Source organism: Burkholderia sp. IDO3 (assembly GCF_003366075.1).
GTDB lineage: Bacteria > Pseudomonadota > Gammaproteobacteria > Burkholderiales > Burkholderiaceae > Burkholderia > Burkholderia anthina.
The window spans coordinates 3,081,812-3,094,654 of sequence record NZ_CP028963.1 but is presented as its reverse complement, the minus strand read 5'-3'; the positions used below and the strand labels follow the sequence as shown (position 1 = coordinate 3,094,654).

Sequence of the window (12,843 nt, the reverse complement as noted above, 5' to 3'; positions counted from 1 at the left end):
GCGATGTCCGAACCGAAACAACCTTCAGCGCCGGGCGCGGCCGAATTCGCGACGCGCGACCCCGGCAACGCATCGTTCTGGGACGAGCGTTTCGCGCGCGGCGTGACGCCGTGGGAATTCGGCGGCGTGCCGGACGGGTTTCGCGCGTTCGCGCAGCGGCGCGAGCCGTGCGCGGTGCTGATTCCGGGCTGCGGCAGCGCGCAGGAGGCCGGCTGGCTCGCGCAGGCCGGCTGGCCCGTGCGCGCGATCGATTTCGCCGCGCGGGCGGTGTCGGCCGCGAAGGTGCAACTCGGTGCGCATGCGGACGTCGTCGAGCAGGCCGATTTCTTCGCGTACCAGCCGCCGTTCGACGTGCAGTGGGTGTACGAGCGCGCGTTCCTGTGCGCGCTGCCGCCGAGCCTGCGCGCGGACTATGCGGCGCGGATGGCCGAACTGCTGCCCGCCGGCGGATTGCTGGCCGGCTATTTCTTCGTGATGGCGAAACCGAAGGGGCCGCCGTTCGGAATCGAGCGTGCCGAACTCGATGCGCTGCTCGCGCCGTACTTCGAACCGATCGAGGATCTGCCCGTGACCGATTCGCTGGCCGTGTTCGAAGGGCACGAGCGCTGGCTCACGTGGCGCCGTCGTTGATCCCCGTCGTTGTGCTCCGTTGCCGGAGCGCGCCGGGGGTTTCGGCTATAATTCAAGGTTTTGCAAGCCGTTTCCAGTTTCTGCGGGATAAATATCATGCCGATCTACGCCTATCGATGCGAAGCGTGCGGTTTCGCGAAGGATGTGCTTCAGAAGATGAGCGACGCGCCGCTGTCGCAGTGTCCGGAATGCGGGAAGGATGCTTTTCGCAAGCAGGTCACCGCCGCCGGCTTCCAGCTGAAGGGTTCCGGCTGGTATGTCACCGATTTCCGCGGCGGCTCGGGCGGCACCAGCGCGCCGGCCACGGCGTCGGGCGACGGTGCTGCAGCGCCGGCCGACGCAGCGCCCGCGGCAGCCGCGCCGGCCGCCGCGAGTTCCGAAAGTACGACGGCGAGCGCTGCGCCGGCCCCGGCCGCGGCGCCCGCCGCCGGCAGTTGACAGTCGCGGCCCGGTCGGGCCGCGCCCACACCGCGCCGCCGGCGCGGTTCATTGACGGCAGATGATGAAAAAGACGACCCTGAAATCGGTGTTTCTGACCGGCCTGCTGGTTCTCGTCCCGCTCGCGATCACGCTGTGGGTGCTCGGTCTCATCATCGGCACGATGGATCAGACGCTGCTCCTGCTGCCCGAATCGTGGCAGCCCGAGCGCGTGCTCGGTTTCCGCCTGCCGGGGATCGGCGCGGTGCTGACGCTCGCGTTCATCTTCGTGGTCGGGCTGGCCACGCAGAACTTCATCGGCCAGAAGCTCGTCACGTGGTGGAACGCGGTCGTGCGTCACATCCCGGTCGTCGGGCCGATCTACACGAGCGTCAAGCAGGTGTCGGACACGCTGCTGTCGAGCAGCGGCAACGCGTTCCGCAAGGCGCTGCTGATCGAATACCCGCGTCGCGGCTCGTATACGATCGCGTTTCTGACCGGTGCGCCCGGCGGCGACGTGGTCAACCATCTGACGGAAGAGTACGTGAGCGTGTACGTGCCCACGACGCCGAACCCGACGTCGGGCTTCTTCCTGATGCTGCCCAAGAGCGAAGTCATCGAACTCGACATGTCGGTCGATGCCGCGCTCAAGTACATCGTCTCGATGGGCGTCGTGGCGCCTCCGGCGCCGGCTCCGGCGCCCGCCCGCCGTCCCGTCGAGCCGCCGCTGTAAGTAAAGAATCATCGCCCGGGCCGCGCGTTGCGGCGCCCGTTGATCAAACCGAACGAAAGCAAACATCATGTCGATGCGTACTGAATACTGCGGTCTCGTGACCGAACACCTGCTGGGCCAAACCGTGTCGCTGTGCGGCTGGGTGCAGCGCCGCCGCGATCACGGCGGTGTGATCTTCATCGACCTGCGCGATCGTGAAGGCCTCGTGCAGGTGGTGTGCGATCCGGATCGCGCGGAAATGTTCGCGACCGCCGAAGGCGTGCGCAACGAGTTCTGCGTGCAGATCAAGGGCCTCGTGCGCAACCGTCCGGAAGGCACGGTCAACGCCGGCCTGAAGAGCGGCAAGATCGAAGTGCTGTGCCACGAACTGAACGTGCTGAACGCGTCGGTCACGCCGCCGTTCCAGCTCGACGACGACAACCTGTCGGAAACGACGCGCCTCACGCACCGCGTGCTCGACCTGCGCCGTCCGCAGATGCAGCACAATCTGCGCCTGCGCTACCGCGTCGCGATCGAGGCACGCAAGTACCTCGACGAGCAGGGCTTCATCGACATCGAAACGCCGATGCTGACGAAGAGCACGCCGGAAGGCGCGCGCGACTACCTCGTGCCGTCGCGCGTGAACGCGGGCCAGTTCTTCGCGCTGCCGCAGTCGCCGCAGCTGTTCAAGCAGCTGCTGATGGTCGCGAACTTCGACCGTTACTACCAGATCACCAAGTGCTTCCGCGACGAAGACCTGCGCGCCGACCGTCAGCCGGAATTCACGCAGATCGACTGCGAAACGTCGTTCCTCGGCGAGCAGGAAATCCGCGACCTGTTCGAAGACATGATCCGTCACATCTTCAAGACGACGATCGACGTCGAGCTCGACGCGACGTTCCCGGTGATGCCGTACTCGGAAGCGATGGCGCGTTTCGGTTCGGACAAGCCGGACCTGCGCGTGCAGCTCGAATTCACCGAGCTGACCGACGCGATGAAGGACGTCGACTTCAAGGTGTTCAGCACGCCGGCCAACGCGAAGGACGGCCGTGTCGCGGCGCTGCGCGTGCCGAAGGGCAGCGAGCTGTCGCGCGGCGACATCGACGGCTACACGGAATTCGTGCGCATCTACGGCGCGAAGGGCCTCGCATGGATCAAGGTCAACGAGAAGGCGAAGGGCCGCGACGGCCTGCAAAGCCCGATCGTCAAGAACCTGCACGACGCATCGATCGCGGCGATCCTCGAGCGCACCGGCGCTGAAGACGGCGACATCATCTTCTTCGCGGCCGACCGCGCGAAGGTCGTCAACGACAGCCTCGGCGCACTGCGCCTGAAGATCGGCCATTCGGAATTCGGCAAGGCGAACGGCCTCGTCCAGGCCGGCTGGAAGCCGCTGTGGGTCGTCGACTTCCCGATGTTCGAATACGACGACGAAGATGCGCGCTACGTCGCGGCGCACCACCCGTTCACGAGCCCGAAGGACGAGCACCTCGAATACCTCGAGACCGATCCGGGCCGTTGCCTCGCGAAGGCCTACGACATGGTGCTGAACGGCTGGGAAATCGGCGGCGGCTCGGTGCGTATCCACCGCGAGGAAGTGCAGAGCAAGGTGTTCCGCGCGCTGAAGATCGGTGCGGAAGAAGCGCAGCTGAAGTTCGGCTTCCTGCTGGACGCACTGCAGTACGGCGCGCCGCCGCACGGCGGTATCGCATTCGGTCTCGACCGCATCGTCACGATGATGGCCGGCGCCGACTCGATCCGCGACGTGATCGCGTTCCCGAAGACGCAGCGTGCGCAGGATCTGCTCACGCAGGCGCCGAGCCCGGTGGACGAGCGTCAACTGCGCGAACTGCACATCCGTCTGCGTCAGCCGGAACAGCCGAAGGCGTAACGCGCGCACGACACCCAACGAAAAAGGCGCCGTGATGCGCCTTTTTCGTTTTTTGCGGTACAGTCGCAGCACTTGCCGCACGTTCGGGCACGGGCCCGCCGCACGGCCCAGTGCCGCATGAAACCAAGATGACGAAGCCGCCGAAAATCCCCGAATCCGTTCTCGTCGTGATCTACACGCCCGAACTCGACGTGCTGGTGATCAAGCGTGCCGACCAGCCCGATTTCTGGCAATCGGTGACCGGATCGAAGGACGCGCTCGACGAGCCGCTCGCGCTCACCGCCGCGCGCGAAGTGGCCGAGGAAACCGGCATCTCGGTCGGCACGCACGATGTGCCGGCCACCGCGCTGGTCGACTGGCGCCACCGGATCGAATACGCCATCTATCCGCAATACCTGCATCGCTACGCGCCGGGCGTCACGCGCAATGTCGAGCACTGGTTCGGCCTGTGCGTGCCGGGCCGCGTCGACGTGACGCTGTCGCCGCGCGAGCACGTCGACCATGCATGGCTGCCGTTCCGCGAAGCGGCCGCGCGCTGTTTCTCGCCGTCGAACGCCGAAGCGATCCTGCAATTGCCCGTGCGCGTGGCGCTCGCCCGCGCGCCGCACGGCTCGTCCGCATGAATGCGGAAACCCGCAAGCGCTTCGCGCAATTGCGGCAGATGTTCCTGCAGGAGCGCGGCTCCGCGTCGCGGCTCGCATTCACGGCCGGCAACACGGTGCGGCTGTGCGAGACCGGCAGCGCATTCTTCAGCGCGCTGATCGAGCGGATCGATGCGGCGCGCGAGCAGGTGATGCTCGAAACCTACATCTTCTGCGACGATGCGGCCGGCCGCCCGGTGTCGGATGCGCTGATTCGCGCGGCGCAGCGCGGCGTGCGCGTGCGCGTGATCACCGACGGCGTCGGCACCGCGCGCCTGCCGCTGTTCGACACGTGGGCTGCGGCCGGCGTCGAGCATTGCATCTACAACCGTTACCTGTTCGGCCGCTTCGGCTTCTCGCGCACGCACCGCAAGCTCGCGGTGATCGACCAGACGGCCGCGTTCTGCGGCGGCATCAACATCGTCGACGACTTCACGCAGGGCAGCGCGACGCTGCCGTTTCCGCGCTGGGATTTCGCGGTCGAGATGGCGGGGCCGGCGGTGGCGGACGTGCGTGCCGCGTTCGAACTGCAGTGGCACCGGATCCGGTTCGGCCACAAGCCGTATGCGCAGTACGCGGCGGGGCTGCACGGCGGCGAAGCGTTTCCCGACATGTTCCGGCGCTGGATGCGCAGCCACCGGTGGGTCAAGGCCGGCGCGCTGCGGATCGTGACGGAGCCGAGCGTCGCGTTCGTCGCGCGCGACAACGTCGTGAACCGCCGTGCGATCGAGAAGGCCTATCTCGCGGCGATCGGCCAGGCGCGCCACCGGATCCTGCTCGCGAACCCGTACTTCATGCCGGGCCGCAAGCTGCGCCGCGCGCTGACGGGCGCGGCACGCCGTGGCGTCGACGTGCGCATCCTGATCGGACGCAACGAATTCACGGCGCTCGATACGGCCGTGCCGTTCCTGTATCACTCGCTGTTGCGCGCCGGCGTGCGCGTGGCGGAATATGACAAGACGATCCTGCACGGCAAGGTGGCCGTGATCGACGACAATTGGGCGACGGTCGGCTCGTCGAATCTGGACGCGCTGAGCCTGATGCTGAACAATGAGGCCAATGTCGTGCTGGTGCGCTACGACACGGTCACGAACGAGCTGCGCGACGCGATCGCGGCCGCCTTCTCCGAAGGCCGCGAAATCGACGCCGCACGGTATGCCGCACGCCCGCGCATCGAGCGTATCCTGAACTGGCTTGCGTACAACACGTACCGCATCGTGATGAAGGCGCTGACGGTCGGCGGTTACGACTGAAGCGGACTCAGCACTCGCTTCAAAATATCTGTCCGCACGTTCGTGCGGAAAAGCCGCTCCGGTCCCGCCGGAATCGCGCAAAATAGCGGCTCGGTTAGACACCGGTTTCTAATAATTTCCTTGTTTCGCGAGCGGCCGCACTCAATAATAGTACGGCCGTTCGATTTTATTCGAACCCCCGAACGGTTACAGAAAAAGCTATGCGAAAAGGCGAACAGACGCGTGCCGCGATACTCGAAGCTGCTTTGGACCTCGCCAGCCGTGACGGGCTGGAGGGGCTGACGATCGGCCTGCTGGCCGAGCGCATGCAGATGAGCAAGAGCGGCGTGTTCGCGCACTTCGGATCGCGCGAAGACCTGCAGGTCGAGGTCGTCCGCGAGTACCACCATCGTTTCGAAAACGAGGTGTTCTTTCCGAGCCTGCGCGAGTCGCGCGGTCTGCCGCGCCTGCGGGCGATGCTGGCGCGATGGATCGAGAAGCGCATCCAGGAGGTGACGACTGGCTGCATCTACATCAGCGGCGCCGTCGAGTACGACGACCGGCCCGACAGCCCCGTGCGCGAGCAGTTGATCGCGAGCGTGACCGCCTGGCGTGCCGCGTTGCTGCGCGCCATTTCGCAGGCGAAGGAAGAAGGCCATCTGCGTGCGGATTCCGATCCGGACCTGATGCTCTTCGAGTTGTACAGCTTCACGCTCGGCCTGCATCACGACGCCCGCTTCCTGCATTCGCCGGATGCCGTGCGCCTCACGTGGGCCGCGCTGGAAAAGACGATCGTTTCGTATCAGAGCGAGAGCCGTTAGCGGCGCGGAACCGCCCGCCGGGAGCTCGAGCCGTTTTGCCCACCTTTGGAGAGAGTCATGGGACAGTACGCCGCGCCGCTGCGCGACATGCAATTCGTGTTGCACGAGCTTCTGAACGTCGAAGCCGAGGTCAAGCAAATGCCGCGGCATGCGGACCTCGACGCCGACACGATCAACCAGGTCCTCGAGGAAGCGGGCAAGTTCTGCTCCGAGGTGCTGTTCCCGCTGAACCAGGTCGGCGACCGCGAAGGCTGCACGTATGAAGGCGACGGCGTCGTGAAGACCCCGACCGGCTTCAAGGAAGCGTACCAGCAGTACGTCGAGGCCGGCTGGCCGGCGCTCGGCTGCGATCCGGACTACGGCGGCCAGGGCCTGCCCGCGTTCGTGAACAACGCGCTCTTCGAAATGCTGAACTCGGCGAACCAGGCATGGACGATGTATCCGGGCCTGTCGCACGGCGCCTACGAGTGCCTGCACGCGCACGGCACGCCGGAACTGCAGCAGCAATATCTGCCGAAGCTCGTGTCGGGCGAATGGACGGGCACGATGTGCCTGACCGAGCCGCATTGCGGCACCGACCTCGGCATTTTGCGCACCAAGGCCGAACCGAACGTCGACGGCTCGTACTCGATCAGCGGCACGAAGATCTTCATTTCGAGCGGCGAGCACGACATGTCGAAGAACATCGTCCACCTCGTGCTCGCGCGCCTGCCGGACGCGCCGCAAGGCACGAAGGGGATCTCGCTGTTCATCGTGCCGAAATTCATTCCGGACGCCGCGGGCGAGCCGGGCGAGCGCAACGGCATCAAGTGCGGCTCGATCGAACACAAGATGGGCATCCACGGCAACTCGACGTGCGTGATGAACCTCGACGGCGCGAAGGGCTGGATGGTCGGCGAGCCGAACAAGGGTTTGAACGCGATGTTCGTGATGATGAACGCCGCGCGCCTGGGCGTCGGGATGCAGGGCCTGGGCCTCACGGAAGTCGCCTACCAGAACTCGCTGACGTACGCGAAGGAACGTCTGCAGATGCGCTCGCTGACGGGCCCGAAGGCACCGGACAAGCCGGCCGACCCGATCATCGTGCACCCGGACGTGCGTCGCATGCTGCTTACGCAGAAGGCCTACGCGGAAGGCGCGCGCGCGTTCACGTACTGGTCCGCGCTGCAGATCGACAAGGAGCTGTCGCACGGCGACGAAGCGGTGCGCAAGGAAGCGGCCGATCTCGTCGCGCTGCTCACGCCGATCATCAAGGCGTTCCTGACCGACAACGCGTTTGAGTCGACCAACCACGCGATGCAGATCTACGGCGGCCACGGCTTCATCTCCGAGTGGGGCATGGAGCAGTACGTGCGCGACGCGCGGATCAACATGATCTACGAGGGCACGAACTCGATCCAGTCGCTCGACCTGCTGGGCCGCAAGGTGCTCGGCGACATGGGCGCGAAGCTGAAGAAGTTCGGCAAGCTCGTCACGGAATTCGCGGAAGCCGAAGGCGTGAAGCCGGAGATGGCCGAGTTCATCAACCCGCTCGCCGACATCGGCGAGAAGGTGCAGAAGCTGACGATGGAAATCGGCATGAAGGCGATGCAGAACCCGGACGAAGTCGGCGCTGCTGCCGTGCCGTACCTGCGCACCGTCGGCCACCTGGTGTTCTCGTACTTCTGGGCGCGCATGGCACGCCTCGCCCTCGACAACGAAGCGTCGGGCGATCCGTTCTACAAGTCGAAGCTCGCCACCGCGCGCTTCTACTTCGCGCGCCTCCTGCCCGAGACGGCGTCGACGATCCGCGCCGCGCGCGCCGGTTCGAAGACGATGATGGAAGTCGACGAATCGCTGTTCTGACGCGAGTCCGGGCGGTGCGCGCCGCGCGCCGCCCGAACGCAACGGTTCCTGGTACTCACTTCGCCGTGCAGCCCTCACAACCCGCGCTGCACGACACTATCCGGAGACATCCCGTGAGCAATTTCCTGATTCGCAAGGTCGCCGTGCTGGGCGCCGGCGTGATGGGCGCGCAGATCGCCGCGCACCTCGTCAACGCGCGCGTGCCGGTGCTGCTGTTCGACCTGCCGGCCAAGGAAGGCCCGAAAAACGCGATCGCGCTGAAGGCGATCGAGAACCTGAAGAAGCTGTCGCCCGCGCCGTTCGGCGTGAAGGACGACGCGAAATACCTCGAAGCCGCGAACTACGAAGACGACATCGCGAAGCTCGCCGAGTGCGACGTCGTGATCGAAGCGATCGCCGAGCGGATGGACTGGAAGCACGACCTGTACAAGAAGGTCGCGCCGCACATCGCACCGAACGCGATCTTCGCGACCAACACGTCGGGCCTGTCGATCACGACGCTGTCCGAAGGTTTCTCGGACGAGCTGAAGTCGCGCTTCTGCGGCGTGCACTTCTTCAACCCGCCGCGCTACATGCACCTCGTCGAGCTGATCCCGACCGCGCATACGCGCCCGGAGATCCTCGACCAGCTCGAAACCTTCCTGACGAGCATCGTCGGCAAGGGCGTCGTGCGTGCGAAGGACACGCCGAACTTCATCGCGAACCGCGTCGGCATCTTCTCGATCCTCGCGGTGATCACCGAGGCCGCGAAGTTCGGCCTGCGCTTCGACGAAGTCGACGACCTGACGGGCAGCCGCCTCGGCCGCGCGAAGTCGGCGACGTTCCGCACCGCGGACGTGGTCGGCCTCGACACGATGGCGCACGTGATCAAGACGATGCAGGACAACCTCGCCGACGATCCGTTCTTCCCGGTCTACCAGACGCCTGCCGTGCTCGCCGAGCTGGTGAAGCAGGGCGCGCTCGGCCAGAAGACGGGCGGCGGTTTCTACAAGAAGGAAGGCAAGGCGATCAAGGTGCTCGACGCGAAGACGGGCAGCTACGTCGACGCGGGCGCGAAGGCCGACGAGACCGTCGGCCGCATCCTGAAGCGCCCGCCGGCGGAACGCCTGAAGCTGCTGCGCGAGACGGACCATCCGCACGCGCAGTTCCTGTGGTCGATCTTCCGCGACGTGTTCCACTACATCGGCGTGCATCTCGAATCGATCGCCGACAACGCGCGCGACGTCGACCTCGCGATCCGCTGGGGCTTCGGCTGGAACGAAGGCCCGTTCGAAGGCTGGCAGGCCGCCGGCTGGAAGCAGGTCGCCGAGTGGGTGCAGGAAGACATCGCGGCCGGCAAGGCGCTCGCGAACGTGCCGCTGCCGTTGTGGGTGCTCGAAGGCCCGGTCGCCGAGAAGGGCGGCGTGCACACGGCCGAAGGCTCGTGGGCGCCGGCATCGAAGCGCTTCGTGCCGCGTTCGGACCTCGCCGTCTACGACAAGCAGGTATTCCGCGCGCCGCTCATCGGTGAAACGGGCGCCGATCCGAAGACGTACGGCAAGACGCTGTTCGAAACCGACGCGGTGCGCGCGTGGGTCGACGATCGTGCCGGTGAAGACGACGTCGTGATCGTGTCGTTCAAGTCGAAGATGAACACGATCGGACCGAGCGTGATCGACGGCCTCGTGCAGGCGATCGAACTCGCGGAGAAGGATTACAAGGGCGTGGTGATCTGGCAGCCGACGTCGCTGAAGCTCGGCACGCCGGGCGGCCCGTTCTCGGCCGGCGCGAACCTCGAAGAGGCGATGCCCGCGTTCATGATGGGTGGCGCGAAGGGCATCGAGCCGTTCGTGAAGAAGTTCCAGGAAGGCATGCTGCGCGTGAAGTACGCGAACGTGCCGGTCGTCGCGGCCGTGTCGGGCATCGCGCTCGGCGGCGGGTGCGAGCTGATGCTGCACAGCGCGAAGCGCGTCGTGCACGTCGAGAGCTACGTCGGTCTCGTCGAAGTGGGCGTCGGCCTCGTGCCGGCGGGCGGCGGCCTGAAGGAAGCGGCGCTGCGCGCGGCGGATGCCGCAACGGCCGCGAATGCGACCACCGACATCCTGAAGTTCGTCACGAAGTCGTTCGAGAACGCGGCGATGGCGAAGGTGTCGTCGTCGGCGCACGATGCGCGTGCGATGGGCTACCTGAAGCCGTCCGACACGATCGTCTTCAACGTGTTCGAACTGCTCGACACCGCGAAGAAGGAAGCCCGCGCGCTGGCCGCCGTCGGCTACCGTGCGCCGCTGCGTGCGAAGGACGTGCCGGTGGCCGGCCGTTCGGCGATTGCGACGATCAAGGCATCGCTCGTCAACATGCGTGACGGCCGCTTCATCAGCGACCACGACTACCTGATCGCGAGCCGCATCGCCGAAGCCGTGTGCGGCGGCGACGTCGAAGCCGGCAGCCTCGTCGACGAGCAGTGGTTGCTCGCGCTCGAGCGCCGCGCGTTCGTCGAGCTGCTCGGCACGCAGAAGACGCAGGAACGGATCATGGGCATGTTGCAGACCGGCAAGCCGGTGCGTAACTGAGCGAGCAGACAAGGAGTCTGAAATGAGCAAACAACTGCAAGACGCATACATCGTCGCCGCCAGCCGCACCCCGATCGGCAAGGCCCCGCGCGGTGTCTTCAAGAACACGCGCCCCGACGAGCTGCTGGTCCACGCGATCAGGTCGGCGGTCGCGCAGGTGCCGGGCTTCGACACGAAGCTGATCGAGGATGCGATCATCGGCTGCGCGATTCCGGAGGCCGAGCAGGGCCTGAACGTCGCCCGGATGGGCGCGCTGCTCGCCGGCCTGCCGCAGACGGTCGGCGGCGTGACGGTCAACCGTTTCTGCGCGTCGGGCATCACCGCGCTGGCGATGGCGGCCGACCGCATCCGCGTCGGCGAATCGGACGCGATCTTCGCGGGCGGCTGCGAATCGATGAGCATGGTGCCGATGATGGGCAACAAGCCGTCGATGTCGCCGCACATCTTCGATCGCAGCGAAGACTTCGGCATTGCATACGGGATGGGGCTGACCGCCGAGCGCGTCGCCGAGCAGTGGAAGGTGAGCCGCGAAGACCAGGACGCGTTCTCGGTCGAATCGCACCGCAAGGCGCTCGCCGCGCAGCAGGCCGGCGAGTTCGGCGACGAAATCGCTGCCTACACGCTCACTGAGCGTTTCCCGAACCTCGCGACAGGCGAAGTCGACGTGAAGACGCGCGAGATCGTGCTCGACGAAGGTCCGCGCGCGGATACGTCGATCGAAGGCCTCGCGAAGCTGCGCACGGTGTTCGCGAACAAGGGCTCGGTCACGGCCGGCAACAGCTCGCAGACGTCGGACGGCGCGGGCGCGCTGCTCGTCGTGTCGGAGAAGGTGCTCAAGGAATTCAACCTGACGCCGCTCGCGCGCTTCGTGAGCTTCGCGGTGCGCGGCGTGCCGCCGGAAATCATGGGCATCGGTCCGAAGGAAGCGATTCCGGCCGCGCTGAAGGCCGCGGGCCTGAAGCAGGACGACCTCGACTGGATCGAACTGAACGAGGCATTCGCCGCGCAGTCGCTGGCGGTGATGCGCGATCTCGGCCTCGACCCGTCGAAGGTCAACCCGATGGGCGGCGCGATTGCGCTCGGCCACCCGCTCGGCGCGACCGGCGCGATCCGCGCGGCGACCGTCGTGCACGGCCTGCGCCGCCGCAACCTGAAGTACGGGATGGTCACGATGTGCGTCGGCACCGGCATGGGTGCGGCGGGCATCATCGAACGCCTGTAAGCGGAGCGGGGCAGTAGCGATCACGGTGCGCGAGCCACGAGCTTGCGCACCGTTTTTCATTCCGGAAGCGGAAAGACCAAGGAGACGGTTGTGGCCGAAATTCAAGTGGAACGCGCCAACGGCGTGATGACGATCACGATCGCGCGTGCGGCGAAGAAGAACGCGCTGACGGCGGCGATGTATCAGACGATGGCCGATGCGCTCGCCGACGCGCAGGAAGACAAGGCAATCCGCGTGATCCTGCTGCGCGGCAGCGACGGCAACTTCACCGCGGGGAACGATCTCGAGGACTTCCTGAAGACGCCGCCGAAGGACGAGAACGCGTCGGTGTTCCAGTTTCTCGCGCGCATCAGCAGCGCCAGCAAGCCGGTCGTCGCCGCGGTGCCGGGCATCGCGATCGGCGTCGGCGTGACGATGCTGCTGCACTGCGATCTCGTCTACGCGGCCGACACCGCGACGTTCTCGCTGCCGTTCGCGCAGCTCGGGCTGTGCCCGGAAGCGGCGTCCAGCGTGTTGCTGCCGCGTCTGGCCGGCCACCAGGTCGCCGCTGAAAAGCTGCTGCTCGGCGAAGCGTTCGATGCGCTGGAAGCGCACCGGATCGGCATCGTCAATCGCGTGCTGCCGGCGGCCGAACTCGACGCCTTCGCGGCGAAGCAGGCTGCGAAGCTCGCGGCGCTGCCGGCGTCGTCGCTGCGCGTGACGAAGGCGCTGCTGAAGGATACGGGCGGCGTGGCGGTTGCCGCGCGGATGGCAGAGGAAGCCGGCCACTTCGCCGCGATGCTTCGTGCGCCGGAAGCGCGCGAGGCGATGACGGCGTTCTTCGAGAAGCGCAAGCCGGATTTCCGTCAGTTCGACTGATACAGCGGGCCGCGCCGGCGATGCG

At 66.3% G+C, this 12,843-nt stretch carries 11 protein-coding genes; all 11 read left to right on the top strand.

Translation table 11 applies throughout. The features are described 5' to 3' along the window. Nucleotides 1–3 precede the first annotated feature (3 nt). The 11 genes from DCN14_RS29150 to DCN14_RS29100 all read left to right on the top strand — a co-directional run bounded on the left by DCN14_RS29150 (nucleotide 4) and on the right by DCN14_RS29100 (nucleotide 12,818). The gene (locus tag DCN14_RS29150; RefSeq protein ID WP_096507090.1) at nucleotides 4–630 is read left to right on the top strand and encodes an SAM-dependent methyltransferase; all 627 of its coding nucleotides are present in this window, start codon (nucleotides 4–6) and stop codon (nucleotides 628–630) included. Between the two features lie 96 nt (nucleotides 631–726). Continuing rightward, nucleotides 727–1,068, top strand: coding sequence for an FmdB family zinc ribbon protein (locus tag DCN14_RS29145; protein WP_096507091.1), 342 nt, complete (start codon nucleotides 727–729; stop codon nucleotides 1,066–1,068). Between the two features lie 61 nt (nucleotides 1,069–1,129). After that, nucleotides 1,130–1,780 carry a DUF502 domain-containing protein gene (locus tag DCN14_RS29140; RefSeq protein ID WP_162826253.1) on the top strand — a complete coding sequence of 217 codons (651 nt, stop codon included), beginning with the start codon at nucleotides 1,130–1,132 and terminating at the stop codon, nucleotides 1,778–1,780. A gap of 67 nt (nucleotides 1,781–1,847) precedes the next feature. After that, the gene (gene aspS / locus DCN14_RS29135; protein ID WP_085042373.1) at nucleotides 1,848–3,650 is read left to right on the top strand and encodes an aspartate--tRNA ligase; all 1,803 of its coding nucleotides are present in this window, start codon (nucleotides 1,848–1,850) and stop codon (nucleotides 3,648–3,650) included. 128 nt (nucleotides 3,651–3,778) lie between these two features. Further along, the gene (gene nudB, locus DCN14_RS29130; RefSeq protein ID WP_096507092.1) at nucleotides 3,779–4,273 is read left to right on the top strand and encodes a dihydroneopterin triphosphate diphosphatase; all 495 of its coding nucleotides are present in this window, start codon (nucleotides 3,779–3,781) and stop codon (nucleotides 4,271–4,273) included. Next, complete coding sequence (gene clsB, locus DCN14_RS29125) at nucleotides 4,270–5,544, top strand: cardiolipin synthase ClsB (RefSeq protein WP_096507093.1); 1,275 nt, start codon at nucleotides 4,270–4,272, stop codon at nucleotides 5,542–5,544. The genes nudB and clsB overlap by 4 nt, the downstream gene beginning before the upstream one ends. A gap of 200 nt (nucleotides 5,545–5,744) precedes the next feature. Continuing rightward, a complete protein-coding gene (locus DCN14_RS29120) occupies nucleotides 5,745–6,344 on the top strand; it encodes a TetR/AcrR family transcriptional regulator (protein WP_096507094.1) in 600 nt (199 codons plus the stop codon). Nucleotides 6,345–6,401: 57 nt separating this feature from the next. Further along, a complete protein-coding gene (locus DCN14_RS29115; RefSeq protein ID WP_096507095.1) occupies nucleotides 6,402–8,189 on the top strand; it encodes an acyl-CoA dehydrogenase C-terminal domain-containing protein in 1,788 nt (595 codons plus the stop codon). A gap of 113 nt (nucleotides 8,190–8,302) precedes the next feature. Continuing rightward, on the top strand, nucleotides 8,303–10,738 hold the full coding sequence (locus DCN14_RS29110) for a 3-hydroxyacyl-CoA dehydrogenase/enoyl-CoA hydratase family protein (protein ID WP_096507096.1): 2,436 nt from the start codon (nucleotides 8,303–8,305) through the stop codon (nucleotides 10,736–10,738). Between the two features lie 22 nt (nucleotides 10,739–10,760). After that, entirely contained in the window at nucleotides 10,761–11,960 is a 1,200-nt protein-coding gene (locus DCN14_RS29105; RefSeq protein ID WP_096507097.1) for an acetyl-CoA C-acyltransferase, read from the top strand. Nucleotides 11,961–12,050: 90 nt separating this feature from the next. Then, nucleotides 12,051–12,818, top strand: coding sequence for an enoyl-CoA hydratase (locus DCN14_RS29100; protein ID WP_096507098.1), 768 nt, complete (start codon nucleotides 12,051–12,053; stop codon nucleotides 12,816–12,818). Nucleotides 12,819–12,843 lie beyond the last annotated feature (25 nt).

Excerpts from the sequence above, each read along its gene's own strand:
- DCN14_RS29150 (WP_096507090.1), top strand. The coding sequence starts at position 4 with ATGTCCGAACCGAAACAACCTTCAGCGCCGGGCGCGGCCGAATTCGCG.
- DCN14_RS29145 (WP_096507091.1), top strand. The coding sequence starts at position 727 with ATGCCGATCTACGCCTATCGATGCGAAGCGTGCGGTTTCGCGAAGGAT.
- DCN14_RS29140 (WP_162826253.1), top strand. The coding sequence starts at position 1,130 with ATGATGAAAAAGACGACCCTGAAATCGGTGTTTCTGACCGGCCTGCTG.
- aspS (WP_085042373.1), top strand. The coding sequence starts at position 1,848 with ATGTCGATGCGTACTGAATACTGCGGTCTCGTGACCGAACACCTGCTG.
- nudB (WP_096507092.1), top strand. The coding sequence starts at position 3,779 with ATGACGAAGCCGCCGAAAATCCCCGAATCCGTTCTCGTCGTGATCTAC.
- clsB (WP_096507093.1), top strand. The coding sequence starts at position 4,270 with ATGAATGCGGAAACCCGCAAGCGCTTCGCGCAATTGCGGCAGATGTTC.
- DCN14_RS29120 (WP_096507094.1), top strand. The coding sequence starts at position 5,745 with ATGCGAAAAGGCGAACAGACGCGTGCCGCGATACTCGAAGCTGCTTTG.
- DCN14_RS29115 (WP_096507095.1), top strand. The coding sequence starts at position 6,402 with ATGGGACAGTACGCCGCGCCGCTGCGCGACATGCAATTCGTGTTGCAC.
- DCN14_RS29105 (WP_096507097.1), top strand. The coding sequence starts at position 10,761 with ATGAGCAAACAACTGCAAGACGCATACATCGTCGCCGCCAGCCGCACC.